General features: G+C 71.7%; 20 protein-coding genes. 9 read left to right on the top strand and 11 right to left on the bottom strand.

What is annotated here, in order from left to right; genetic code table 11:
- Positions 1 to 89: 89 nt before the first annotated feature.
- Positions 90 to 674, top strand: coding sequence for a tetratricopeptide repeat protein (locus ACYVHU_RS17365; RefSeq protein ID WP_498949017.1), 585 nt, complete (start codon positions 90 to 92; stop codon positions 672 to 674).
- Here ACYVHU_RS17365 and ACYVHU_RS17370 read toward each other — a convergent pair.
- The gene (locus ACYVHU_RS17370; protein WP_498949019.1) at positions 661 to 2,445 is read right to left on the bottom strand and encodes an ABC transporter ATP-binding protein; all 1,785 of its coding nucleotides are present in this window, start codon (positions 2,443 to 2,445) and stop codon (positions 661 to 663) included. The genes ACYVHU_RS17365 and ACYVHU_RS17370 overlap by 14 nt on opposite strands.
- Positions 2,446 to 2,732: 287 nt before the next feature.
- On the opposite strand from ACYVHU_RS17370, the gene ACYVHU_RS17375 reads away from it, so the two are divergent.
- From ACYVHU_RS17375 to ACYVHU_RS17385, 3 genes are all read left to right on the top strand, one after another.
- Positions 2,733 to 3,935 carry a thiolase family protein gene (locus tag ACYVHU_RS17375; RefSeq protein WP_078762539.1) on the top strand — a complete coding sequence of 401 codons (1,203 nt, stop codon included), beginning with the start codon at positions 2,733 to 2,735 and terminating at the stop codon, positions 3,933 to 3,935.
- Positions 3,932 to 6,025, top strand: coding sequence for a 3-hydroxyacyl-CoA dehydrogenase NAD-binding domain-containing protein (locus ACYVHU_RS17380; RefSeq protein ID WP_432939829.1), 2,094 nt, complete (start codon positions 3,932 to 3,934; stop codon positions 6,023 to 6,025). The genes ACYVHU_RS17375 and ACYVHU_RS17380 overlap by 4 nt, the downstream gene beginning before the upstream one ends.
- A gap of 157 nt (positions 6,026 to 6,182) precedes the next feature.
- Positions 6,183 to 6,821, top strand: a complete 639-nt coding sequence (locus tag ACYVHU_RS17385) for an STM3941 family protein (protein WP_498949020.1) — start codon at positions 6,183 to 6,185, stop codon at positions 6,819 to 6,821.
- A gap of 77 nt (positions 6,822 to 6,898) precedes the next feature.
- Here the strand turns inward: ACYVHU_RS17385 and ACYVHU_RS17390 are convergent, their stop codons facing one another.
- Positions 6,899 to 9,091, bottom strand: coding sequence for an MMPL family transporter (locus ACYVHU_RS17390; protein ID WP_498949021.1), 2,193 nt, complete (start codon positions 9,089 to 9,091; stop codon positions 6,899 to 6,901).
- A 165-nt stretch (positions 9,092 to 9,256) separates the two neighbouring features.
- Here ACYVHU_RS17390 and ACYVHU_RS17395 point away from each other — a divergent pair, with 165 nt between their 5' ends.
- Positions 9,257 to 10,006: a TetR/AcrR family transcriptional regulator gene (locus tag ACYVHU_RS17395; RefSeq protein ID WP_498949022.1), complete on the top strand. Its 750-nt coding sequence runs from the start codon at positions 9,257 to 9,259 to the stop codon at positions 10,004 to 10,006.
- Between the two features lie 102 nt (positions 10,007 to 10,108).
- Positions 10,109 to 11,185, top strand: coding sequence for a neutral zinc metallopeptidase (locus ACYVHU_RS17400; protein WP_078762534.1), 1,077 nt, complete (start codon positions 10,109 to 10,111; stop codon positions 11,183 to 11,185).
- 905 nt (positions 11,186 to 12,090) lie between these two features.
- On the opposite strand, the gene ACYVHU_RS17405 is transcribed toward ACYVHU_RS17400, so the two are convergent.
- The 4 genes from ACYVHU_RS17405 to ACYVHU_RS17420 form a co-directional block, all read right to left on the bottom strand.
- Positions 12,091 to 13,446 (bottom strand): ferredoxin--NADP reductase domain-containing protein, encoded by a 1,356-nt coding sequence (locus tag ACYVHU_RS17405; RefSeq protein ID WP_498949024.1) that lies wholly within the window; start codon positions 13,444 to 13,446, stop codon positions 12,091 to 12,093.
- Positions 13,447 to 13,525: 79 nt separating this feature from the next.
- On the bottom strand, positions 13,526 to 15,439 hold the full coding sequence (gene dxs, locus ACYVHU_RS17410) for a 1-deoxy-D-xylulose-5-phosphate synthase (RefSeq protein WP_078762531.1): 1,914 nt from the start codon (positions 15,437 to 15,439) through the stop codon (positions 13,526 to 13,528).
- Positions 15,440 to 15,552: 113 nt separating this feature from the next.
- Positions 15,553 to 16,125: a G/U mismatch-specific DNA glycosylase gene (gene mug, locus ACYVHU_RS17415; RefSeq protein ID WP_078762530.1), complete on the bottom strand. Its 573-nt coding sequence runs from the start codon at positions 16,123 to 16,125 to the stop codon at positions 15,553 to 15,555.
- Between the two features lie 54 nt (positions 16,126 to 16,179).
- The gene (locus ACYVHU_RS17420; protein ID WP_078762529.1) at positions 16,180 to 16,899 is read right to left on the bottom strand and encodes a TSUP family transporter; all 720 of its coding nucleotides are present in this window, start codon (positions 16,897 to 16,899) and stop codon (positions 16,180 to 16,182) included.
- Positions 16,900 to 16,989: 90 nt separating this feature from the next.
- On the opposite strand from ACYVHU_RS17420, the gene ACYVHU_RS17425 reads away from it, so the two are divergent.
- Positions 16,990 to 17,787, top strand: a complete 798-nt coding sequence (locus ACYVHU_RS17425) for an endo alpha-1,4 polygalactosaminidase (RefSeq protein ID WP_078762594.1) — start codon at positions 16,990 to 16,992, stop codon at positions 17,785 to 17,787.
- Positions 17,788 to 17,932: 145 nt separating this feature from the next.
- Here the strand turns inward: ACYVHU_RS17425 and ACYVHU_RS17430 are convergent, their stop codons facing one another.
- The 5 genes from ACYVHU_RS17430 to ACYVHU_RS17450 form a co-directional block, all read right to left on the bottom strand.
- The gene (locus tag ACYVHU_RS17430; protein ID WP_078762528.1) at positions 17,933 to 19,183 is read right to left on the bottom strand and encodes a sugar ABC transporter permease; all 1,251 of its coding nucleotides are present in this window, start codon (positions 19,181 to 19,183) and stop codon (positions 17,933 to 17,935) included.
- The gene (locus ACYVHU_RS17435) at positions 19,183 to 19,968 is read right to left on the bottom strand and encodes an ATP-binding cassette domain-containing protein (protein ID WP_078762527.1); all 786 of its coding nucleotides are present in this window, start codon (positions 19,966 to 19,968) and stop codon (positions 19,183 to 19,185) included. Before ACYVHU_RS17435 ends, ACYVHU_RS17430 begins: the two co-directional genes overlap by 1 nt.
- A gap of 113 nt (positions 19,969 to 20,081) precedes the next feature.
- Positions 20,082 to 21,221 (bottom strand): sugar ABC transporter substrate-binding protein, encoded by a 1,140-nt coding sequence (locus tag ACYVHU_RS17440; protein ID WP_078762526.1) that lies wholly within the window; start codon positions 21,219 to 21,221, stop codon positions 20,082 to 20,084.
- 240 nt (positions 21,222 to 21,461) lie between these two features.
- A complete protein-coding gene (locus ACYVHU_RS17445) occupies positions 21,462 to 22,643 on the bottom strand; it encodes an ROK family transcriptional regulator (RefSeq protein WP_078762525.1) in 1,182 nt (393 codons plus the stop codon).
- A 121-nt stretch (positions 22,644 to 22,764) separates the two neighbouring features.
- Complete coding sequence (locus ACYVHU_RS17450; protein WP_078762524.1) at positions 22,765 to 23,136, bottom strand: hypothetical protein; 372 nt, start codon at positions 23,134 to 23,136, stop codon at positions 22,765 to 22,767.
- 182 nt (positions 23,137 to 23,318) lie between these two features.
- Here ACYVHU_RS17450 and ACYVHU_RS17455 point away from each other — a divergent pair, with 182 nt between their 5' ends.
- Entirely contained in the window at positions 23,319 to 23,894 is a 576-nt protein-coding gene (locus ACYVHU_RS17455) for a nucleoside/nucleotide kinase family protein (protein WP_144390163.1), read from the top strand.
- Between the two features lie 100 nt (positions 23,895 to 23,994).
- Complete coding sequence (locus ACYVHU_RS17460; RefSeq protein ID WP_078762522.1) at positions 23,995 to 24,399, top strand: nitroreductase family deazaflavin-dependent oxidoreductase; 405 nt, start codon at positions 23,995 to 23,997, stop codon at positions 24,397 to 24,399.
- Positions 24,400 to 24,682 lie beyond the last annotated feature (283 nt).

Raw genomic sequence — 24,682 nt, forward strand, 5'->3', positions numbered from 1 at the left:
TGGGAAGGTTTTCCACGCATAAGGATTATTCGAGCGATCAGCGTGGAATGTTACGCACCAGTTATCGAACCGATGCGGGGCGAGGAACCGTGGATCTCCCGAGATGGCTGGGACGGATCGGTCAGACGGTGGTGGCCTTCCTGCTCGGCGCGGCCGTGTGGTCGGCCGGTCGCCCATTCATGGCCGTGGGCCTGTTCCTGCTGGTGGCGGTCGTCATCCCGCTGGTCACCTGGTGGTTCTTCGAACGCCCCGGGCCGGGTCCGGACGGAGAGGCGCTACGCCGCCAGGTGGCGGATGAGGAACGTTCCCTGGCCCACCATGAGATCCTGCTCGGCCCGACACACCCCGACACCCTCACCGCGCGTAACAACCTCGCCTTCGACTACACCCGGGTGGGGCGGCTGTGCGAGGCCATCGCCCACTACGAACTGGCGCTGACCCTGGCGATCCACACCGTCGGTCCCCGGGATCCGGAGACCCTGCTGCTGCGCCGCAACCTCGCCGACGCCTACCGCATGGCCGGGCGGTTCGCCGACGCGATCATCCAGCTCGACCTCGCCCACTGCCCCGTCCCGCACCCCCACCCGGCCGACGCGGGGGCCGATGTCCACAGGACACCGGCCCCCGCGCGAGCGCGTGGCGGCGAGGGCGGTTCGACGGCTAGGACGCAGTGAGCAGCTGCGAGGCCGCGAGGTCGCGGTAGAGCTCGTCGGTGGCGACCAGCTCGGCGTGCGTCCCCACCGCGCGTACCCGTCCCGCCTCCATGACCACGATGCGGTCGGCGCTGGTCACCGTGGACAGCCGGTGGGCCACGACCATGACGCTGGTCTCGCGTGCCGCGTCGAGCATGACCTGCTTGAGCGCCGTCTCGTTGGCGGCGTCCAGCTGGGAGGTCGCCTCGTCCATCAGGAGCAGACGCGGGCGGCGCAGCAGCGCTCGGGCGATCGCGACACGCTGACGCTCGCCGCCGGAGATCGTGGTCCCCCGATGCCCGATGGCGCTGTCCAGGCCGTCGGGCAGACGGGCGACGAGCTCTTCCAGGCGCGCCGTGCGCACCACCGCGTCGATCTCCTCCGCCGTGGCCTGCGGCGCGGCCATGACGAGGTTCTGGCGCAGGGTGCCGTCCAGGACCGGCGCGTCCTGCTCGACGTAGCCGATCGCCGCCCGCAGCGCGGGCAGGGGCCAGTTCCGCACGTCCACCCCGTCCAGCAGCACCGCGCCCGAGGTCGCGTCGTAGAAGCGCTCCAGCAGCGAGAACACGGTCGTCTTGCCCGCGCCCGAGGGGCCGACCAGGGCGGTGAGCCCGCCCGAGGGCGCCTCGAAGGTGACACCGTGGTGGACCATGGGCGCGTCCGGCGCGTAGCGGAAGGTCACGTCGGCGAAGGCGACCGTGGCCGGACCGTTGGAGCCGGTCGGGGACTCGGGCGCCGCGTCGACCTCCTCCCGCTCCAGGGTGGCCACCTCGTCGATGCGGTGCACCGCGGCCAGACCGCTCTGCATCTCGGTGGCCGCCTGCACCAGCATGGCCAGCGGCTCCATCAGGTAGAAGAGCAGCAGCAGGAAGGCGATGAGCGAGGAGACCTCCAGTTCCCCGGCCGCCACGCGCACCCCGCCCATCCCGAGGACGGCGAGGAAGGCGATGTTCACCGCGAAACCGGCGACCGTTCCCGACAGGGCGCTCCAGGCCGCGACCTGCACGCCCTTGCGCCAGGCCGTGTGGGCCGCCGTCTCCAGGCGTTCACCCTCGTGCCGTTCGGCCCCGCTGGCCTTGACCGTCCGGAAGGCCCCGAAGAGCCGTTCGAGCAGCGCTCCCATCTCACCGACCGCGGCCTGTCCGGCGACCGTGGCCCGGCTGATACGGGGCAGGACCACCCCCATGACCAGGCCGACGACGACCAGGACCGCCATCGTGACCCCGAACAGGATCGCGTCCATGACCGCCATGAGCACGACGCCGCCGATGAGCAGGAGCGAGCCGGTGACGACGTTGGTGAGACTGTTGGTCACCACCGATCGCAGCAGCGTGGTGTCGGAGGTGAGGCGCGAGACGAGGTCGCCCGGCTTGAGCCGGTCCACGGCTCCCACGCGCAGCCGCAACAGCCGGGTGAGGAGCTGGCGGCGGACGGTCAGCACGACGCTCTCGCCGGTGCGCCCGAGCACGTAGGCGCCCAGGGCGCTGACGAGGGCCCCGGTGAGGAGGAGCACCCCCAGCAACAGCAGCGGCCGGGTGAGCGTCTGGTCCTGCGCCAGCGCGTCGATCACCAGCTTGGCCACGAGCGGCTGGGCCAGTCCCGCCGCGCCCCCGAGGAAGGACAGGAAACCACCGAGAAGGAGGGCGCCGGAGAGCGGCCGGGCGTACTCCCACAGCCGGCGCAACGGCGCCTTGGGGGTGTCGGGCGGCGTCCTCCCCTCTTGCTCACCCGCGTGCTGGGCCACCTCGGTCATCTCTGCCTCCATTGTTGATCGCGCCCATCGCCTGACGGCCGTTCCGGTTCGGCCGCCTCGTCTCCGACACGGCCAGCACCTCGGACTCTTCCGACGCTTCTCCCTATTACGGACCAGTCGCCGCATCAACATCTTTACGGGGCGTCCTGACAGCTCGCTGACAGCCCGCTGACCGATCGCGTCATCTTCCGGGGCGACCTGGCGGCCCCGGGGCTCGCACCATTAGTTACCGGCGAGTAGCATGTGGGACATCAACTCACCCATCCGTTGTCGAAGGAGGGGCAATCGTGCCGCGAACTGCCCGCGATGTCGTGTTTGTCGACGGGGTCCGCACCCCGTTCGGCAAGGCCGGCAAGGGCCTCTATGCCGAGACGCGCGCCGACGACCTGGTCGTGCGTGTCATCCGCGAGCTGCTGCGCCGCAACCCCGGCCTGCCGCCGGAACGTGTCGACGAGGTCGCCATCGCCGCCACCACCCAGATCGGCGACCAGGGACTGACGATCGGCCGTAGCGCAGCCCTCCTCGCCGGCCTGCCCCGCAGCGTCCCGGGGTACGCGATCGACCGCATGTGCGCCGGCGCGATGACCGCGGTCACCACCAGCGGCGCCGGCATCGCCTTCGGCGCCTACGACGTCGTCATCGCCGGCGGCGTCGAGCACATGGGCCGCCACCCGATGGGCGAGGGCGTCGACCCCAACCCGCGCTTCCTGTCGGAGAAGCTGGTCGACCCCTCCGCGCTCGTCATGGGCAACACCGCGGAGAACCTGCACGACCGCTACCCCACCATCACCAAGGAGCGCGCCGACGCCTACGCGGTGCGCAGCCAGGAGAAGGTCGCCAAGGCCTACGCCGACGGCAAGATCCAGCCCGACCTCGTCGAGATGCTGGTCCGCTCCGCCGAACAGGGCTACGGCCTGGCCACCGCGGACGAGCCCCCGCGGCCCGGCACCACCCTGGAGGCGCTGGCCTCGCTGAAGACCCCCTTCCGTCCGCACGGCCGGGTCACCGCGGGCAACTCGGCCGGCCTCAACGACGGTGCCACCGGCGCCATCATCGCCGCCGAAGAGGTGGCCGCCGAGTTGGGGCTGAACGCCCCGATGCGCCTGATCGACTTCTCCTTCGCCGGAGTGGAGCCCGAGGTCATGGGCGTCGGCCCGGTGCCGGCCACCGAGAAGCTGCTGGCCCGGCAGGGACTGACCATGGACGACATCGGCCTCATCGAGATCAACGAGGCGTTCGCGGTGCAGGTCCTGGCCTTCCTGGAACACTTCGGCATCGCCGACGACGACGCCCGGGTCAACCCCTGGGGCGGCGCGATCGCGCTGGGCCACCCGCTGGCCTCCTCGGGCGTGCGCCTGATGATGCAGCTGGCCCGCCTGTTCGCCGAGCGCACGGACGTCCGTTACGGCCTCACCACGATGTGCGTCGGCATGGGCATGGGCGGCACCGTGCTCTGGGAGAACACGAACTGGGAAGGGAACGCCAAGTGAGCAGCCCGATCGAACAGGCCCGCGCGCTGTTCGGCGACGAGATCGTCACCAAGGCCCTGGCGCGTGACGTCGAACTGCCCTACGGCGCCGGAACGGCCGTCCTCATCACCCTGGACAACGGCCACGACCACACCAAGCCCAACACCTTCGGCCCCGGCGGCCTGCTCGCCCTGGGCGAGGCGATCGACGCCGCGGTCGCGCGCACCGACATCGCCGCCATCTGCGTCACCGGCAAGCCGTTCATCTTCGCGGTCGGCGCCGACCTCAACGGCGTCCCCAAGATCCGCACCCGCGAGCAGGCGCACGCCATCGGCAAACTCGGCCATGACGTGTTCCGCAAGCTGGGCGAGACCGACATCCCCACCTTCGCCTTCGTCAACGGCGCGGCGATGGGCGGTGGCGTCGAGGTCGCGCTGCACTGCCGGTACCGGACGATCTCCTCGGGTGTTCCGGCGGTCGCGCTGCCCGAGACCTTCCTCGGCCTGGTTCCCGGCTGGGGCGGCACCTATCTCCTGCCGAACCTGATCGGCGCCGAGAAGGCCCTGAAGGTCATCATCGAGAACCCGCTGGCGCAGAACCGCACCCTCAAGGGCCCGCAGGCCTTCGAGCTGGGCATCGCCGACGCGATGTTCGAGCCGGCCGACTTCGTCGAGGAGTCGCTGCGCTGGGCGGCCCGCGTCGTCAAGGGCGAGGTCGTCGTCGAGCGGCCCGAGGTCGACCGCGGCGAGGCGTGGGACCAGGCCGTGGGCAACGCCCGCTTCCTCGTGGAGGGCAAGCTGCACGGCGCGGCCCCGGCCCCGGTCCGCGCGCTGGACCTGGTCGCCGCGGCCAAGGACCGCACCCGCGACGAGGCCTTCGCCGCCGAGGACGAGGCGCTGGCCGACCTCCTCATGAGCGACGAGCTCAAGGCCGGGCTGTACGCCTTCGACCTGTCCCAAAAGCGCGGCCGGCGTCCCGTGGGCGCCCCCGACAAGTCCCTGGCCCGCAAGGTCACCAAGGTCGGCGTCGTCGGCGCGGGGCTGATGGCCGGACAGCTCGCCCTGCTGTTCGCCCGCCGCCTGGAGGTCCCGGTCGTCATGACCGACCTGGACCAGGAACGGCTGGACCGCGGCGTGGGCCACGTCCACGGCGAGATCGACCGGCTGCTCGCCAAGGGCCGCGTCTCCCCCGACAAGGCCAACCGGCTCAAGGCGCTGGTCACCGGTTCGCTGTCCTACGAGGCGTTCTCCGACGCCGACTTCGTCATCGAGGCCGTGTTCGAGCGGATGGACGTCAAGCAGGAGGTCTTCGCCAAGGTCGAGCAGCACGTCTCGCCCGAGGCGATCCTGGCGACGAACACCTCCTCGCTGTCCATCACCGAGATGGCGAGCGGACTGGCCCACCCCGAGCGGGTCGTCGGGTTCCACTTCTTCAACCCGGTCGCCGTGCTGCCGCTGCTGGAGATCATCCGCGGTGAGAAGACCGACGACGCCGCGCTGGCCACGGCGTTCGCCACCGCCAAGGGCCTGAAGAAGACCGCGGTCCTGGTCAAGGACGCCCCGGCGTTCGTGGTCAACCGGCTGCTCACGCTCTTCATGGGCGAGGTGCTGGCCGCGGTCGAGGAGGGCACCGCCCCCGAGGTCGCCGACCGCGCCGTGGCCCCGCTGGGGCTGCCGATGCCGCCGCTGCTGCTGCTCCAGCTCGTCGGCCCGGCCGTCGCGCTGCACGTGTCGGAGACGCTCCACGCCGCCTTCCCGGACCGTTTCACGGTCTCCGAACAGCACCGTCGCCTGGTCGAGGCGGGTAGGACCGCCGTCTTCGGACCGGACTTCCAGATCGACCCCGAGGTGCGGGCGCTGTTCGAGGGCGGGGACAAGCCCTCCTCGGAGGAGGAGATCCTGGAGCGGGCGCTGACCGCGCTGGCCCGCGAGATCCAGATCATGCTCGACGAGGGGGTCGTGGCCGAGGCCGCCGACATCGACCTGTGCCTCATCACCGGTGCCGGCTGGCCGTTCCACTTGGGGGGTATCACGCCCTACCTGGACCGCTCCGGCATCTCTGAGAAGGTCAACGGCAAGCTGTTCCACCCCGACGGTCCCAAGGCGCTGTAGGCGTCCTGTCCCGTGCGGCACGGCCCCGCCTCCCTGCCGGGGGGCGGGGCCGGCCCATGCGCGCCGTCCCACGCTCCGGCTCCCCGTTTCCGGACTCCTTCGGGACACCCTGGGGATCATCCGCCCCGGAACGGGCGGGGCGACCTATCCTGGACGCATGACCAGCCGAAACGGATCGTTCGTGGTCAAAAACCGGCTCCGGTTGACGTGGGAGGGGGCCTGGCTCACCGCCGGCTGCCTCATCTTCGTCATCGCGGGCATCGCCATGATCATCGAGGGCACGACGACCAGCGTGGTGCTCGGGATCGTCGCCGTGGTCCTGTTCGGCGGCGGGGGGTTGCTGGCCGCCAGCCGCGTCCTGTCGCGCCGCCCGGTCCTGGAGATGGACGACTCCGGCGTCTGCGTCACCGTTCCCTGGCCCCGGTCGCACGCCGACGACCACCGGCTGGACTGGGACGAGCTCGCCGGAATCACCGCCTACACCGAACGCATCGAGCACCGCGGCGCCTGCGTGCGCCACCACTACCTGGCCTTCGTGCCCCGTTCCCGGGCCGAGTCCGCCGCGGTGGACTCCGGATCCTCGGACTCCGCCGAGCGCAGCGGAGCCAGCGTCGAGTGCCCCTGGGAACTGCGCTACGCCACGCACATCCGCTCCACCTGGGACCACTCTCCCGAGGAGGTCGTGGCCCAGGCCCGCCGACACCGCCCGGACCTGCCCTTCACCGATCGGCGGGACACCTCCTCGCCCTCGTCAGGCGGCGATTCGCCGGTCCGCCGGGGTGCCGGCGGCGGCTGAACCCAACGGCTCGGGCCGGCGCGGACGGTCACGCCATCCGCGCCGGCCCGAGCCACCTCGGATCCCGCGCCGGCCGGTCAGCTCCGTCCCGACCGGACCAGCTCCTCGGAACGCGCCTCCTCGGGCGCCTCCTCCGACTCGGTGATACCGACACGGTCATGCAGCCGGCGCAGCGGACCCGGCAGCCACCAGTTCGCCCGCCCCAGCAGGCGCATGGTGGCGGGCACCAGCAGCGCCCGCACCAGCGTCGCGTCGACGACCACCGCCATCGCCAGGCCCAGGCCGATCACCTTGAGGAACAGCAGCTCGGAGGTGCCCATGGCGGCCAGCACCACCACGAGCAGCAGCGCGGCGCTGGTGATGATGCGTCCGGTGCGCTGGAGACCGACGGCCACCGAGTGCGGGTTGTCCCCGGTGCGCAGGAACTCCTCACGGACCCGGCTGAGCAGGAACAACTCGTAGTCCATCGCCAGGCCGAACGCCACGATCAAGATGAGCACGAGATAGGTCGGGTCGAGCGTGCCCACCGGCTCGAAGCCCAGCACCCCGGCCAGGTGCCCCTCTTGGAACCCCCAGATGACGACGCCCAGCGACGCCCCCAGGGACAGCAGTCCCATGACGACGGCCTTGAGGGGCAGCACGATCGAGCCGAAGGCCAGGAACAGCAGCACCAGGGTCGCGGCGACCACGAAGACCAGGGTGGCGGGGACGGCATCGACGATCGCCTCGACGTTGTCGATCTGGCTGGCGGCGGTTCCGCCGACCAGCACCTCCTCGGCCCCCTCGGGCCCGGCCTCCGCGCGCACCTCACGCACCAGCTCGGTGGTCGCCTCGTCGTCCACCTCGCCCTCGTAGCCCACGCTGACCTCGGCGATGTCCTCGCCGGTCCGCTGCACGGCCGCCGACACCGCACCGTCCAGCCCGCCGAGGCGCTCGGCGTAGTCGGCCAGGTCGGCCTCCTCGACCGGTCCGAGAACCGCGATCTCCAGCGTGTTGGCCCCTCCGGAGGGGAAGTCCTCGCTCATCATCTCGGTGGCGACCCGGCTGGGGGAGTCCTCGGGCAGGTAGCGCTGGTCGGTGGAGCCGACCTGGTAGGACGTCAGCGCGGCGGCGAAGGTCCCCAGGACCACGACGACGGCGAGCAGGTAGAGCACCGGGCGGCGCATGACGCTGTGGGCCAGCCGCGTCCACGCGCCCGCCCGTTCGGCCACCGCGCCCGTCACGGTGCGCCGGGGCAGCGGAAGCCGCAGCGCGTCGATGCGGCGCCCGATGAGGGACAGCAGGGCCGGCAGCACCACCAACGCCGCGATGAGGTCGAACAGGACGACGGCGATCCCGCCCATGCCGATGGAGCGCATGATGGGCTGCGGGAAGAACAGCAGACCGGCGAAGGCGATGAGGACGGTGACACCGGAGAAGGCGACCGTGCGTCCGGCGGTGGCCAGGGTCACCGGAAGCGCCCGGCCGACGTCACCGGTACGGTCCAGTTCCTCACGGAAGCGGCTGACCAGGAACAGCCCGTAGTCGATCGCGAGCCCCAGGCCCAGAATCGTGGCGACGTTGACGGCGAAGACCGACACCTCGGTGACGTGGGTGAGGGCACGCAGCAAGGTCAGCGAGCCCAGGATCGCCAGGCCGCCCACGGCCAACGGCATCAACGCGGCGACGACGCCGCCGAAGATCGCGACGAGCAGCAGGAGCAGGATCGGCAGCGAGATCAGCTCGGCGCGCACGACGTCGCTCTCGGCCTTGGCCGACAGCTCCGCCTCCACCCCGACCGGACCGCCGACATAGGTCCGCAGCCCGTCGGCCTCCAGGTCCTCCTCGATCGCCGCGAAGGAGTCCATACGCTCCTCCTTGCCGTCACCGGCGAGGGTGATCGCCACATAGGTGGCGTGCTGATCCTCGGAGACCAGGGCGGCGCGCTGAGGCTCGGGCAGACGCTCGTCGAGATAGCTGGTGACCGAGGCGACCTCGTCCTCGGGCAGCCCGTCGACCACGTCGCGGACGGCGGAGGTGAACTCCTCGTCGTCGGCGCGCAGGTCGTCGCTGCGGTAGAGGGCGATGACGTCGACGGCGTCGTGGCCGAGCTCCTCCTCGATGACCTCGCCGGCGCGGGTGGACTCCGCGTTGGGACTCTCGAACCCGCCGTCGCTGACCTCGTTGAAGAGCCCCGTGCCCCAGATCGCGGCGAAAGCCACGAAGAGGGCGGTGAACGCGAGAATCCACAGGCGCGCCCGGTGGGTGAGGGCGCCCAGGGTGGAGAACATGAACCCGTTCCTCGGCTTCCTGTTAACGTTGGGTGAACGGCGAAAACGGTGCGAACACCGTAAGCTTACGGTGTTCACTTAAAAGGTCGCCATTCACTCACCTAGGGTGTGAGGTAGGGCATGTCCGGTTTATCCGGATCAAAGTGGGCGGGATAGGTGGCTCCGGTGTACGCACACGAAGCCGGCACGGCAACACCACGGACACGCCGGGAACGGCTACGCGAGGCGACTCTCACCGAGATCAAGGAGACCGCCCGCCATCACCTGGCCGAGCACGGTCCCAACGGCGTCTCCCTGCGCGCCGTGGCACGCGACATGGGCATGACCGCCCCCGGCCTCTACCGCTACTTCTCCAGCCTCGACGACCTGATGACGGCCCTGCGAGCCGACTTCTTCACCGAGCTGTCGCAGACCGTCACCCGGGCCGAGGAGGGCGTCGACCGCGACGACGTGGACGGGCGCATCCTGGCGTCACTGCGCGCCTTCCGCTCCTGGGCGGTCACCCACCGCGCGGAGTTCGCCCTCCTCTTCGCCTCCTCCGCCCCCGAACACGCGGTTCCGCACGACAGCGCGGCCCTCGAATCCGGCCGGCGTTTCGCGGCGACCTTCCTGACCCTGTTCGACCGGCTGCTGGAGGAGCGCCGCTTCCCCCTGCCCGCCGAGGAGGACCTTCCGCCCGCGCTGGTCCGCCAGCTCGTCGCCTTCGGCGAGCAGACCCGTTTCACCACCCCCAACGCCTCCATCGGGGCGCTGCGGGTGCTCACCTCCTGCTGGGTGCGGCTCTACGGGCTGGTGTGCATGGAGGTCTTCCAGCACCTGGCGTTCTCCATGGAGGCCATGGAGCCGATGTTCGAGGCCGAGTTGCGCGACATCCTGACGGACTTGGGCGTGCAGTACCGCCCACCCACCCATTGATCACGATCCAGCCCTGAAACGGGTGCTGTACACTCACACCCCTTTGTGCCCGAATAGAGTTGATCGCCACGATTAAAGCTGTTCATGGAGAAGGAAGCTTCTTTGGACACCATCCGCGGCGGCGCCTCCCCAGGCTCCGGCCCGGACCCGATGCCCGACGACGCCCCCCGCGAAGCGCGCACCGCCGGTCCTCCCCCTCGTCTCCCCACTCCCCCGCCCCACCCGTTCCCGCCCCCCTACCTCCCACCGCATCCCGGGGCGGTCGCCCCGCCCCCGCCGCGGCCGGCTCCACCGGACCACCCGCCGGGACCGGCGCTGTGGATCAGCGCCGGCGGTGCCGCCGTCGCCTCGCTGATCTCCCTCGTCGTCTGCGTCGTCCTCGTCGCCGGCTCCCTCAGCTCTCCCGACGGCGCGACCGGCAAACCCGGCCCCGCCCACACGCTCGACCTCACCCTGGTCCAGGCGCCCGGCCCGGCCGAGATCGACCTGGCCGAGCACCCCTTCTACGCGCTGCCGGCCCCCGACGCGGCGCGCTGCTCCCCTCCCGAACTCGATCTCGACTCCGCCGGCTCGTGGGAGGCGTTCACCTCCGCGCTCGGAGCCTGCCTGGACGAGGTGTGGACGCCCCGGCTCACCGATCTCGGCCTGCGCCCGCAGGCGCCGACCTACGTCGTCCTGGAGGAACTGCCCCAGGACTGGCCCGAGGAGGACATCGAACAGGACGGTGTCACGCTCGCCTACTACGAGGAGTGGACGAACACGATCACCGTGCTGCTGCCCAGCATCCGCCAGCTCGCCGGGTACCTCGCCGCACCCGACGACGAGGGGGTCTGGGGCGCGCTGATCGCCCACGAGTACGGCCACTACCTCCAGGCCGAGCTGGGGCTGCTCGGCGTCGTCACCGAGATGGAACTCTCCGCCAAGAGTGAGAGGGCGGCCTTGGCCGTGACCCGGCGCGCCGAGCTACAGGCCGACTGCCTGGGCGGGATCGCCCTGCGGGCGTTCGACGTCTACGACGACGCGCAGGCCGAGGCGATCAACACCGACTTCAACGGCGGCGGGGACTCCGAGACCCACGGCACCACCGACAACCGCCAGCACTGGTTCGAGGAGGGCTGGGACGCCGACAGCGCGGGGGCCTGCAACACCTTCGACGCCGAGGGGCGGCTCGTGCGCTGATCCGCCCCCCGGACCGCGCGACCGGGACCGCCTCGCCATCGTGGCGACGCGGAGCGCACACGCGGTCCCCGGGAACGGCCACCGGCAGCGCCACCGGCCGGGAGTTCCGGCCGGCCCGGCAGACGCCGGTGGGCGCCCCCGGCGGGCCGGCCTGTGGGCCGGGCCGTCCGCCGGACACGGCACCGTGTCCTTCCAGCCGGCCCGCGCCCGACGGCGGTCACGCCCACCGGCTCCGGTCGCGTCCGGGAAGGGGGCGTGTGCCGCCCAGCGCGGGGAGTCGTCGACGTGTCACGCCCACGTCAGCGGGACGGCGGTGATGACGGTCGCGCGGCGGGGCTCAGCGGTCCCGCCGTATCGGGCGGCGATCCCGCGCCACCGCCCCGAACGGCGAAGCGCCGTTTCACGACGCCGCGCCACTCCCTCACCGGCCCGTAAGGCCGGTGGGCACCCCCGGGAGCCGGTCCGGCCGCCGCGCCGACCGGCCGTTCGCGGCCCCGCGCGGGGAAGGTGGCGCCGTGCCCGGAGGTGGACCATCTCCCGGCCGCGGTCCCTGTCGCCGGGGACGCGGACGGGTACCCGGCCCGTGACCACCAGGGCGAGCGGACCCCGCCCGTCACGGGGCGGATGGTGCACCGGTCGGCCCGCTTCGGGACCGGCCGGGCAGCGGACCGTGGCGCCCGTCCGAACGCGCCGTCCGACGACGCACGCGGGTCCGCCGGCCCAGGACCCGTTCCGCTCGGGCGCGTCCCACCCCCTCGATTCCGCCGGGGCATCCGGCCCCGGCCGCCCCGGCGAGGACCGGGACGGCGACGACCCCACGCGGTCCCGCTGGACGTCGACCGGTCCGCGACGACCCACCACGGACCGTGGCGATCCGCCGGGCGCGACCGCGCCGACGACGCGTCCTAACGCCCGATCGCGTCGTAGAGCTCGCGCCAGCCCGCGAGCTTGACCCGCTCGCCACGGCCCAGTTCGGCGCCCCGGGCGGCCTCGGCCGCGTCGATCGCCAGCCAGTCCTGGTAGTCGGTCACGACGGCACCGCGCCCCTGGAGGAGGTCGTCCAACCCGTCCAGGGCGGGCGCCTTCGCCACCAGCGTGGGAGCGTCGGCCAGCAGGGAGCGGACGGTCGCCGCGGCGTCGGACTTGTTGGTGCCGATCACCCCGGAGGCGCCGCGCTTGAGCCAGCCCGCGACGTAGTCGCCCACAACAACCTCGCCACGGCTATCGAGGACCCGGCCCTCGCTGTGGGGAACGGTGCGCGCCGACGGGTCGAAGGGCACCCCCGGCAACGGAACGCTGGCATAGCCGATCGACCGGAAGACCATCCCGACCGGCAGGGACTCGGTCTCGCCGGTCCCCACCAGGCGTCCCTCCTCGTCCAGGCGGGTCCGCTCCAGCTCGACCCCCTCGACCCGGGTGGCGCCGTGGAGGGCGATCGGCCGGGTCCAGAAGCGGATCTCGATCCGGCGCGACCGGCCCAGGGGCGCGCGCCCCGCCCACGAGCCGAGGATCTCGATATTGGTGCGCGCCGCGCGGGCCGCGTGCAGCATGGCCTCGCTGTTGAGGTCCACGTCGACGTCCGCGGAGCGCACCGACACGTCGGCGTCGCGGAGACGGCCCAGTTCACGCAGCTCGTTGGCGGTGAACTTGGCCTGCATCGGGCCCCTCCGGGCGAGCAGGTGGATGCGGCGCACCCGGCTGGCCGCCAAAACGTCGAGGACCGGCTGGGGGATGTCGGTGCCCCGCAGCTCATGGGCGTCCTTGGCGAGGATGCGCACGACGTCCAGGGCGACGTTGCCCGCGCCGACCACCGCGACCTCCTCGGCGTCGAGCAGGAAGCGCTCCACCTCGGAGTCGGGGTGGCCGCAGTACCAGTTGACGAAGTCGGTGGCGGCGACACTGCCGGGCAGGTCCTCCCCCGGGACCCCCAGACGGCGGTCGACGGTGGCCCCGGTGGCGTACACGACGGCGTGATAGGCGCGGGCCAGGTCGGCCCGGGTGACGTCACGCCCGAACTCCACCCCGCCGACGAACCGCACGTCCGGGTGCTCCAGGACCCGGCGCAGCGAACGGGCCACTCCCTTGATCGAGGTGTGGTCGGGGGCGACGCCGTAACGTACCAGGCCGTAGGGGGTGGGCAGGCGATCGATGATGTCCACGGCCACGGGCTGGCGGGTCTGCCGCGTGAGGGCGTCGGCGGTGTAGATGCCCGCGGGGCCGGAACCGATCACCGCTACGCGCAGGAGGTCGGGAGTGGTCATGGTCCTATTGTCGCCCACCCCGGCCCTCGCGGTCGCGGCGGTGATCCCGTGGGCAGGGCGACGCCCCGCCCACATCGGACTACTGGGCCGGCTCGTCCTCGCGGGAACGCTCGGTGTGGCGCGCGACCGTCTCGGTGAGCTTGCGGGCGAGGTCCTGGGAGGTCAGCCCCATCTCGGCGAGGATCACGTCGCGCTTGGCGTGGTCCAGGAAGTCCTGCTCGATCCCGAAGGTGCGGACCGGGATGTCCAGGTCGGCGTCGCGCAGCGCGCGCGCCACCGCGTCGCCGACCGCGCCCACCCGGCCGTTGTCCTCGACCACGGCGACGACCCTGTGCCGGGCGGCCTCCGTGACCAGCGCCGGGTCCAGCGGCTTGACCCAGCGCGGGTCGACCACGGTCACCCCGATCCCCTGGTCGGCCAGCCGGTCGGCGGTCTCGCAGCACGTCTGGGCCATCGAGCCGACCGCGACGAGCAGCAGGTCCTCGGTCGCGCCGGTGTCGCCCGCGCGGCGCAACACGTCCATGCCGCCGGCCTTGCCGATGGCGGGGATCTCCGGGGCGACCGTGCCCTTGGGGTAGCGCACCACCGTGGGACCGTCGTCGACGGCGACCGCCTCGCGCAGCAGCTCGCGCAGCCGCTGGGCGTCGCGCGGCACGGCCAGGCCCAGGTTGGGGACCACCTGGAGGATCGACAGGTCCCACATGCCGTTGTGGCTGGCGCCGTCGTCGCCGGTGATGCCGGCGCGGTCCAGGCAGAAGGTGACGCCCTGACGGTGCAGCGCGACGTCCATCAGAACCTGGTCGAAACAGCGGTTGAGGAAGGTCGCGTAGACGGCGACGACCGGGTGCAGGCCCCCCATCGCCAGGCCCGCGGCCGAGGTCGCCGCGTGCTGCTCGGCGATGCCGACGTCGTAGACGCGGTCGGGGTAGGCCTCGGCGAACGGCGCCAGGCCCGTGGGGTGCAGCATCGCCGCGGTGATGGCGACGACGTCGTCGCGTTCGGCGCCGAGCGCGACCATCTCCTCGCCGAAGACCGAGGTCCAGCTCAGGCCGGACTTGGGCTTGGCCTCACCGGTCTCGGCGTCGAAGACGCCGGTGGCGTGGAACTGGTCCTCCTCGTGGTTCTCGGCGGGGGCGTACCCCTTGCCCTTCTGCGTGATGCAGTGGACGATGACCGGGCCGCCGAAGGCGCGGGCCCGGCGCAGCGCGCGCTCGACCGCCTGCTCGTCGTGGCCGTCGATCGGCCCGAGGTACTTCAGGCCGAGGTCCTCGAACAGCACCTGGGGCTGGATGGCGTCCTTGAGCCCCTTCTTCAGCCCGTGCAGCGCCTCGTACAACGGCGGGCCGACGACCGGCGCGCGGTTGATCGCGTTCTTGGCCATGTCGAGGACCTGCTCGTAGCCCTGGGTCATGCGCAGGGAGGCGAGGTGGTCGGCCAGGCCGCCGATCGTGGGCGAGTAGGAACGGCCGTTGTCGTTGACGACGATGACGACCCGGCGGTCGCGCCCCTCGGCGATGTTGTTGAGCGCCTCCCAGGCCATGCCGCCGGTGAGCGCGCCGTCACCGATCACGGCGACGACGGTGCGGTCGGTGCGGCCGAGCAGCTGGTTGGCCTTTGCCAGGCCGTCGGCGTAGGACAGCGCGGTGGAGGCGTGGGAGTTCTCGACGAAATCGTGCTCGGACTCGGCGCGGGAGGGGTAGCCGGACAGTCCGCCCTGCTGGCGCAGCCGGCTGAAGTCCTGCCGCCCGGTGAGCAGCTTGTGCACGTAGGACTGGTGTCCGGTGTCGAACAGGATGGGGTCACGCGGGGAGTCGAACACGCGGTGCAGGGCGATCGTCAGCTCCACGACACCCAGGTTGGGGCCGATGTGCCCCCCGGTCCGGGAGACTTCCGCGATGAGGAACTCCCGGATCTCATCCGCCAGCCGGGGGAGCCGGTCCACGGCGAGTTTCTTCAGGTCGTCCGGATTTCCGATCGACTCGAGCAGCGTCACTCTCGTCATTCCCCTCGTCTGCGGAATCTGTGGCGGGCCGACCGGTACGGTCCCGGCACGCACTGCCAACCGAGTTTAAAAGCAGCCATGGGCGTCTTTTGCCCGAACCTATCTCAATCGGACTGCGCCGTCCCCGTGTCCGTGTCGAACGCCCAACGACGCATCCGTGTCAGTTCCTCGGCGATGCCCGCCGCGCTCCAGTGCGCGTTGAGACCGCTGGGGTTGGGCAGGACCCACACCGGGGTGTCGGCGATCCGCTCCGATTGGAGGCCGACCTCCGCCCTGGGACGGCCGAACGCCTGCCGGTAGGCGGTCACCCCCAACACCCCCAAGACGGCGGGCCGGTAGGTCCTGAGACGGTCGGCCAGCACCTCGCCCCCCTCCTTCAGCTCCTCGCCGCTCAACTCGTCGGCACGCGCCGTGGCCCGCGCCACCAGGTTGGTGATGCCCAGCCCCCACCCGGGAAGCAGGTGCTGCTCCTCGGGGCGCAGCAGACGCGGGGTGAAACCCGAGGCGTGCAGCGCCGGCCAGAAGCGGTTGCCGGGCCGTGAGAAGTGGTGGCCCGTGTAGCCGGAGTACAGCCCCGGGTTGATCCCACAGAAGAGCACCCGCAGGCCGGGGGCCAGCAGGTCGGGGATCGTCGTACCGTGTGCGGCGGCCAGGTCCGCCTTCGTGGGTCGTCTCATAGGGGTTCCAGACTATGAGACGCGCCCCACCGTCGGCGCCAGGGGAATTCCCCATCACGACAACGACCGGGCCAGCAGGACGATCCCCGAGAGCGTGACCACCACCAGCAGCGCGGCGCGCAGCCGCTCGCCGTCCACGGCGCGCCGGAGGGGTCGGGACAGCAGGAACCCCGCCACCACGAACGGGACGAGCGCCACCCCCGCCACCACCTGACGGTCGGACACCTGTCCCCCCAGGGCGAGCGCGGCCAGCGAGAGCAGGGCCCCGACGGCGAAGTAGCCGGCGAGGGTCGCGCGAACGCGCGGGCCGGCCGCGTGCTGGTAGACCAGCGCGATCGGCGGCCCACCGATCGACGTCGCGGTGCCGGTGACCCCCGAGACCAGGCCGGCCAGCCCGAGGGTTCCCGGTGTGGCGCGCAGCCGGACCGCGCGCACCGTCAACGCCACCGCCACCAGGACCATCACGCCGACCACCGCCTCCAGCTCGGCGGCGGGAAGCACCGCGACGACCCAGACGCCGGGAAGGGTGCCGACCAGCCTGCCCAGCAACGCCCAGGAGAGCCCCGGCAGGTCGGCGTGGCGCCATTCGGTGCCGATCGTCAGCAGCGGCAGCACCGCCGAGACGACGAGCATCGTCCCCGGCATCAGTTCGGGGGCCAGCATCGAGACCACGGGGGCCGCGACCAGACCGACGCCCAGGCCGACACCGCCCTGCACCGCGGCCCCCACCAGGACCGCGGTGCCGGCCACGAGAAGGAAGGTGAGATCCGGCATGGGCAGCGACGCTACTCCCCCGCCCGAGGACACCTGCGGTGGGGGCGGGACCGCGGGGGCGCGCCGCGGGTGCAGGATCGGAACGTGAAGATGCTCTCCCGATGCTCCGTCCCGTCCTGTCTGCTGCTCGCGTTGCTCCTCGTGTGCGCCGGCTGCTCCCCCCGATCCGACGTGCAGCCGCCCCCGCAGGACGCCGGCTTCGACTACCAGATCGGCGGCCCCTACCCGGCGGCGCAGGACGCGCGGATCGTGATCCGGGACCGTCTGGCCGAACCGGAGCCGGGACGCTACAACATCTGCTACGTCAACGGCTACCAGGCGCAGCCCGGCGAGGAGGAGGTGTGGCGCGACGCGGACGCCGACCTGTTGCTGAGCGACGCCCAGGGCGAGCCCGTGATCGACACCGACTGGGACGAACGGCTCCTCGACCTGTCCACCCCCGAACGGCGCGACGGGATCGCGGCGATCGTCGGCGGTTGGATGCGCGGCTGCGCGCAGGCCGGTTTCGACGCCGTCGAGGTGGACAACCTCGACTCCTGGACCCGTTCGGCGGGGCTGCTCTCCCGCGAGGACGCGCTCGCCCTGGCCCGGTTGTTCGTGGAACGGGCCCACCGGGAGGGACTGGCCATCGGCCAGAAGAACGCGGCGGAGATCGCCCCGCAGGCCGCGGCGGCGGGATTCGACTTCGCCGTGACCGAGGAGTGCGCGCGCTACGACGAGTGCGCCACCTACACCGCCGCCTACCCCGGCCGGGTCCTCGACATCGAGTACCGCGAACAGGACCTGCGCCGCGCCTGCGCCGGCGCCGCCGAGGGCGCGTCGGTGATCCTGCGCGACCGCGACGTCCTGCCCGACTCCAGCGCCGGGCACACGCGCGCGACCTGCTGACCCTCGCGCGACGTGCGGAGGCACCCCCGGAGAGGAGGGTGATCCGGGGGTGCCTCGAAAGACCGGCCGGGTCCGCCGGGTGGAGGGGTGGGCGGTGGCACGGCCGGCCGGCGGCCGGGGCCGTGGGCCCCGGCGCGGTCGGGGGTCAGCCTCTGGCGTGGGCCTTGCGGCTGCGCCGGGAGACCGCGTCCAAGACGACGGCGATCAGCAGGACCACCGCGGTGATCATGTAGCGGACCGAGGAGTCCATCTGGAGCAGGTACAGCCCTGACGTGATCGCGCCCAGCACCAGACCGCCGAGCAGGGCGGAGTAGGCGCTGCCACGACCACCGAAGAGGCTGGTGCCACCGATGACCGCGGCGGCGATCGCGAGCATCAGCACGTCGCCGGCACCACTGGACTGGGTGACCGCGAACCCGCGGGAGGCCGCCAGGATGCCGCCGACCGCCGCGAGCGTCGACGCCAGGGCGAACACCGAGATGCGGATCAGGTCGACGTTGATGCCGGCGCGCCGGGCCGCCTCCGCGTTGCCGCCGACCGCGAACACCATGCGGCCGTAGCGGGTCTTGCGCAGCATCAGGTCGAACACGACCACGAAGCCGAGGAAGATGAGGAAGGCCAGCGGGATGCCCTTCCACAGGTTGAGCACGATCACCGCGCCGAACACCGGGATCGCCAGCAGCACGGTACGGACCGCGACCTCCAGCACCGACTTGGCCGGCAGGCCCGCGGCGGCGCGGCGGCGCTCGCCGAGGAAGGTGCTGGCGAAGTAGACGCCGACCGCGCCGACGGCCAGCAGCCAGCCGATCCAGGGCACGAAGTAGGTCTGGGTCAGCGACGCGATCACACCGTCGTAGGGGACGTTGATCGTGCCGTCGGAGCCGAGAAGGTAGAGCTGGACGCCCTGCCAGCCGATGAGACCGGCCAGCGTGACGACGAACGCGGGCACGCCGACCTTGGCGAAGACGGTGCCGTGCAGGACGCCGATGAGGGTGCCGCTGAGGACGGCCAGGGTGATCGCCGCGATCTCGTTGATCCCCTGGTTGACCGCGAGCACCGCGAGCACCGCGCCGGCGACGCCCGAGACCGAGCCGACCGACAGGTCGATCTCACCCAACAGCAGGACCATGATGACGCCGCACGACATCAGCCCGGTCGAGACGATCTGGAGGGTCAGGTTCGACAGGTTCTGCGGTGACAGGAAGTTGGAGTTGAGCGACTGGAAGACCACGCAGATGATGACCAGGCCGATGATGACCGGCACCGGTCCGAGCTCTCCACCACGCAACCGGCGCAGGGCGCCGGAGACCAGGCCGCTGGGCGAGGCCGCGTCCACGATCAGCCGCGGATCGCGGGCACCCACCTCCTGCTTGGCGACAGGGGTTTGCTGGGCCATCACGCCTCCTCCGATCCCGGCACCGTGACGCGACCGGCGCGACGCGACACGGGGTTGTCCGCGGCCCCCGTGATCGCGGCCACGATCTCCTCGTAAGGGGTGTCCTCCACCCGGAAGTCGCCGGCGTTGCGGCCGAGCCGCAAGACGACGGCCCGGTCGGCGACCGCGCGCACGTCGGCCATGTTGTGGCTGATCAGGATGACCCCGAGCCCCTGGTCGCGCAGCCGCTCGATGAGGTCGAGGACCTGGGCGGTCTGGGCGACGCCCAGCGCCGCGGTCGGCTCGTCCAGCATGACGACCTTGGGGTCGCCCAGCAGCGAGCGGGCGATCGCGATGATCTGGCGCTGGCCGCCCGACAGGGAGGCCACCGGCACGCGCAGGCTCGGAATGCGCACCGACAGGGAGTCGAGCAGCTCCTGGGCGCGCCGTTCCATCTCCAGTTCGTCCAGCAGACCCGCCGAGGTCCGCTCGGCGCCGAGGAAGAGGTTGGCGACGATGTCCAGGTTGTCGCACAGCGCGAGGTCCTGGTAGATGGTGGCGATGCCCAGTTGCTGGGCGTCACCCGGACGGTTGACCGTGACCGGCTTGCCCTCCCAGCGGATCTCGCCGGTGTCGGCGGGGTTCACCCCGGCGATCACCTTGACCAGCGTGGACTTGCCGGCGCCGTTGTCACCGAGCAGGGCGACGACCTCGCCCGGGTGGACCCGCAGATCCACCTCGCTCAGCGCCTGAACCGCGCCGAATCGCTTGGAAATCCCGGAGAGCTCCAGGATCGGTTCGCTCATTGTTCTTCCTAACCCTCCCCCGGCAGGGGTCGACGTGCGGCGCGTTCGCCGTTGCCCGTGAGGACGCCGGGCGGGTGGGGGCCCGGCGCCCTCGGCTTTTCACGGAAGGGGGGTCACCCCTCGTTGGCCGACGTGCAGAAGTCGGTGTCGGCGTAGGCGTCGGTGCAGATCTCCTCGATGCTGTAGAAGCCGTCGGAGATCACGGTGTCCTCGATGTTGTCGATCGTCACCGCGGTCGGTTCGAGCAGGACCGAGGGGATGGTGTTGCCGTCGGCGTCGGTGACCTCGGTGACGGTGAACTCGCCGCCGCCGTCGTACTCCTCGCCCGTGGCCAGGGCGACCGCCATGCCCGCGGCGACCTGGGCCTCGGGGCGGATGGCCTTGTAGACCGTCATGTACTGGTCGCCCGCGACGATGCGCTGGATACCGGCGAGCTCGGCGTCTTGGCCGGTGACGGGGGGAAGCTCCTCGACGCCCGCGCTCTTGAGGGCGGCGATGATGCCCGCGGCCATGCCGTCGTTGGCGGAGTAGACGCCGGAGATGTTGTCGGCGCCGATGGAGGTGATGGCCTGCTCCATCTGCTGCTGGGCCTTGTCGGGCGACCAGTCGGCGGTGTCGTACTCGGCGCCGATCTCCACCTGGCCGTCGAGCACCTCGTGGGCGCCGGCCTTGAAGTCCGCGGCGTTGGGGTCGGTGGGCGAACCGTTGATCATGACGATCTCGCCCTCGTCGGCCTTCCCCTCGGCCTCGAGCGCCTCGATGAGGGCCTGCCCCTGGACCTTGCCCACCGTCTTGTTGTCGAAGGAGACGTAGTAGTCCACGCCGCCCTGGGCGAGACGGTCGTAGGCGACGACGGGCACGCCCTGGCCCTTGGCCTGCTGCACGATGCTGCCGGCCGCCTCGGCGTCGACGGCGTCGAGGACGAGCACGTCCACGCCCTCGGTGAGCATCGCCTCGGCCTGGGACTGCTGCTTGCTGGTGTCCTGGTCGGCGTTTTGGTACGAGACCTCGCACTTCTCGCACAGTTCGGCGACGGCCTCTTCGAAGTAGGGCCGGTCGAACTTCTCGTAGCGCGCCGTCTTGGACTCGGGCAGCAGCAGACCGATGGTGAAGCCCTCTTCGACCGAGGCGTTGCCTCCGGCCTCGCCCTCCCCACTGGTCGTGGTGGTCGCACCGCATCCGGCGGCGGCGAGGGTCAGGGCTGCGGCGGCGCCGACCGTGGCGCGGCGCACGAACCTGTTACGGGTGTTCAACGACTTTGACCTCCTCCAGAGGGCCGCCGAGCAAGGGGGATGCGGGGGCACCCGCTGCCACGTGGTCGGGATCACTCGGCGGTCCGGTGCGGTGAAGTCAAACCCCTCGCAACGTTGTCGTCAAGCCTTGAACACATAACTGAAACGTCACGACGGTAGTGTTCAATCTTTAAACACAGTGAACACGCAGGTCAGAGCGGTCACCCCCAGGTTGTGAAGTTCTGTTAGGGGGCCGAATTTTTACCTTATGGATTCACCCATTGTGGACAGGGCGAGTCGCAGCGCGCCCCGCAACGCCGCCCGAGCGCCCAGCTCCCCCCGGACGACGCGCACGTCGCGAAGTGCGCTGCCCAGCGTCCCCAGCTCCATGGCCCGGCGCATCGGCTCCAGGAACAGCTCCTCGGCGTCGGCCAGCTCCCCGCCGACGACGACCATCTGCGGGTTGAACATGTTCACGACGATCGCCACGCCACGGCCCAGCGCCGCACCGGCCTCGGCGACGATGCGACGGCATCCCGGATCGGCGTCGCGCGCCGCGGCCACAACGTCGCCCAGCGTCGCCAGGTCCTCCACGTGCCCCAGTTGCGGCAGCATCGCCAACAGGTAGGGCTCCCCCACGAGGGTCTCCAGGCATCCCCGGTTGCCGCACCGGCACACCTGCCCCCGCTCGTCGAGGCCGATATGCCCGATCTCGCCGGCCGTCCCCCCCGCCCCGCGGAAAAGGCGGCCCGAAACGAGGAGTCCGGCCCCCACCCCCTGGGACAGGCTGACATGGATGACGTGCTCGCGCCCGCGCGCCACCCCTTCGGCGGCCTCGGCGAGAACGGCCAGGTTCGCGTCGTTCTCGACGGCCACCGGGAGCCCGAGCCGCTCGGCCAGTTCCTCCCCCGGGCGCGCGCCGGCCCAGCGCGGCATGCAGGTGATGGTCCCGATCTCTCCGCTGACGGCGTCGACCGGCCCCGGCACGGCCGCCGCGACCCCGATGACCGTGGAGTGGTCGATCCGCGCCTGGGTGAGCAGGGTCTCGACGAGCCACACCGCGCGGCGCACACCCCGGCCGGCGTCGGAGGCGACGTCGTAGACGATCGTCTCCTCCAGCAGCGTGCGCCCCTGACTGTCCCCCAACGCGACCGTGATCCGGGAGAACGCGAAGTCGATGCCCACGACCACGCCCGGCGGTCTCACCAGGGTGACCGCGCGGGCGCGGCGGCCGTTCGAGGAGGTCTCGCGCACCGAGACCGTCCCCAGGCTCCGCAGGTCGCGCACGATGTTGGAGACGCTCGCCGCCGACAGGCCGGTGGCCCGCGCGATCTCGGCCTGGGTCATCGTGCCCGCGGCGCGCAGCGCCTCGACGACCCGCTGCCGGTTGGCCTGTCGCAACGCGGCCTGGGAACCGGGGGTGACCTCCGCGTCCGTCGCCAACGGGCCTCCTGAGCGTGCCGATCCGTGTGTTCGCTGCTGAAAGGGAGCTTACAAGCCTTGAACTCACGTGGCGCTGGCCGGCCCCACACGGCATTCGGGCCGCGTGGGGCCGCGAACGGGGTCAGGCGGTGACGATCACACCGTAGAAGCGGCCCAGCGTGGCGGCGGCCGACAGCGCGAGCTGCGCCGACTCGATCGGGTGGCCGCGCAGGAACTCGGTCACGGTCTCCAGCCCACGGCGCAACCGGCCGCGCTTGGGCTGGGGGCGGGCGACCTCCTCCTCGATGTGGCTCACCGCGCTGACGTAGTCGGCCTGGTCGACCTGGTCCAGGCGAAGGTCCTCCAGCGCGTCCCACATGTGCTGGACCAACGCCAGCGCCTCGGCCGAGGAGAGCGCGTGCCCGGCCGCCTGGCGCACCTGGCCCTGCGCCCCGATGACGAACTGACCGCCCGGCCCCTCGTTGTTGATGACCGTGTTGTAGTTGGTGGTCATACCGCCGGATTCCCCGGCCTGGCTCCCGCCGTTCACGGTTCCCCCGATCCCTCGACGTCGTGGCGAACCCCGGCGCCCCACGGCGGGCACCCCGGCTCACCGACCCGGTCTCCCCCGAGTACCGGAAAGACGACTATATTCGAACTCGTGTTCGAATCGCAATGGCGATTAGGCTACCGTCCGTGCTCACCCTGCCCGCCGACCCCGCGCTCGCGACCCACCTGGCCCGCCTGGTGGGCGCGGCCCCGCCCCGGGCCGGAGGGCGCCGCGTCCTCGCGCTCGAAGGCCGCTCCGGCTCCGGCAAGAGCCACGTCGCCGCGCTGCTGGCCGACCGGCTGGGCTGGCCGGTGATCCACATGGACGACCTGTACCCCGGCTGGGACGGGCTCGACGCCGGTGTCGCCCTGGCGCGCGCGTGGGTGATCGCACCGCTGCTGCGCGGCGCGGAGCCCCGGTGGCGGCGTTACGACTGGTCGGCCGGCGAGTTCCGGGAATGGCACCACACACCCGTGCGCGACACCCTCGTCGTCGAGGGGTGCGGCAGCGGCGCGCGGGAGCTGCGCCCGCACCTGTCCCTCCTGGCCTGGATCGAGGCCCCCGCTCCGGTGCGCGCGGCCCGGCTCGACCTGCGCGACGACGCCGTCGCCTACGCGCCGCACCGGAGGGCCTGGGCGGAGCGCGAGTTCCGTTTCCACACCCGAAACGGCCTCCCCGCGGCCGCCGACCTGCGCATCGACAACCCCGATCCGGCACCGTGAGCGCCCATGATCCCGCGCGGGGTGTTGCGCCCGCCCCCGCCCGGGGCAGAGGCTGGGGGCACCTGATGCGGGAGGCGTCCCGCGCGCAGAGGAGGACACGATGTTGTACGGCGCCGAGCACGTCAAGCGCTACATCGAGACCAACGGTGAAGAGGGACACGACTGGCAGGGCACCACCACCCTGATCCTGACCACGACCGGCCGCAAGTCGGGCAAGCCGCGCAGCACCCCGCTGATCTACCGGACCGACGGGGACGACTACGTCGTCGTCGCCTCCAACGGGGGCGCCACCGAGCACCCCCTGTGGTACCGCAACCTGCTGGCGGACCCCGAGGTCACGGTCCAGGTCAAGGGCGACCGGTTCAGGGCGCGCGCTCGCACCGCGAGCGAGGAGGAGAAGACGCGGCTGTGGCCGCGGATGGCGGCCACCTGGCCCGCCTACGACGAGTATCAGACCAAGACCGACCGATCCATCCCTGTTGTGATCCTGCAACGGGAGAAGTAGGCGAGACGGGCGGCGGGGCGTCCCGCCGCCCGGTTTTCGCGGTCTCCCTCCCCAGGCCGGATCCGGCCACCTCGCGTCACAGCACTCCCTCACGTCACCGGCGTCCCAGCCCGGGAACAGGGATTTCTCGATATTTCCCCCTTCTGCTCCACCGTCCGCCGTTCTTCGCCCGGCGCAGACGCCCACCCCTTACCCGTTTTCCCGCCACTGGCCTCACCAGCGCATTTCCCCCTCCTCCCGTCCCCTACCTGGACTGTTGCTCTACGACTAATACGCGCCTTAG

It is taken from the genome of Marinactinospora endophytica, assembly GCF_054780875.1.

Coding starts and splice junctions, on each gene's coding strand:
- ACYVHU_RS17370 (WP_498949019.1), bottom strand. CDS start 2,445: ATGACCGAGGTGGCCCAGCACGCGGGTGAGCAAGAGGGGAGGACGCCG.
- ACYVHU_RS17385 (WP_498949020.1), top strand. CDS start 6,183: ATGACCAGCCGAAACGGATCGTTCGTGGTCAAAAACCGGCTCCGGTTG.
- ACYVHU_RS17390 (WP_498949021.1), bottom strand. CDS start 9,091: ATGTTCTCCACCCTGGGCGCCCTCACCCACCGGGCGCGCCTGTGGATT.
- ACYVHU_RS17405 (WP_498949024.1), bottom strand. CDS start 13,446: ATGACCACTCCCGACCTCCTGCGCGTAGCGGTGATCGGTTCCGGCCCC.
- mug (WP_078762530.1), bottom strand. CDS start 16,125: ATGAGACGACCCACGAAGGCGGACCTGGCCGCCGCACACGGTACGACG.
- ACYVHU_RS17420 (WP_078762529.1), bottom strand. CDS start 16,899: ATGCCGGATCTCACCTTCCTTCTCGTGGCCGGCACCGCGGTCCTGGTG.
- ACYVHU_RS17425 (WP_078762594.1), top strand. CDS start 16,990: ATGCTCTCCCGATGCTCCGTCCCGTCCTGTCTGCTGCTCGCGTTGCTC.
- ACYVHU_RS17430 (WP_078762528.1), bottom strand. CDS start 19,183: ATGGCCCAGCAAACCCCTGTCGCCAAGCAGGAGGTGGGTGCCCGCGAT.
- ACYVHU_RS17435 (WP_078762527.1), bottom strand. CDS start 19,968: ATGAGCGAACCGATCCTGGAGCTCTCCGGGATTTCCAAGCGATTCGGC.
- ACYVHU_RS17450 (WP_078762524.1), bottom strand. CDS start 23,136: ATGACCACCAACTACAACACGGTCATCAACAACGAGGGGCCGGGCGGT.
- ACYVHU_RS17460 (WP_078762522.1), top strand. CDS start 23,995: ATGTTGTACGGCGCCGAGCACGTCAAGCGCTACATCGAGACCAACGGT.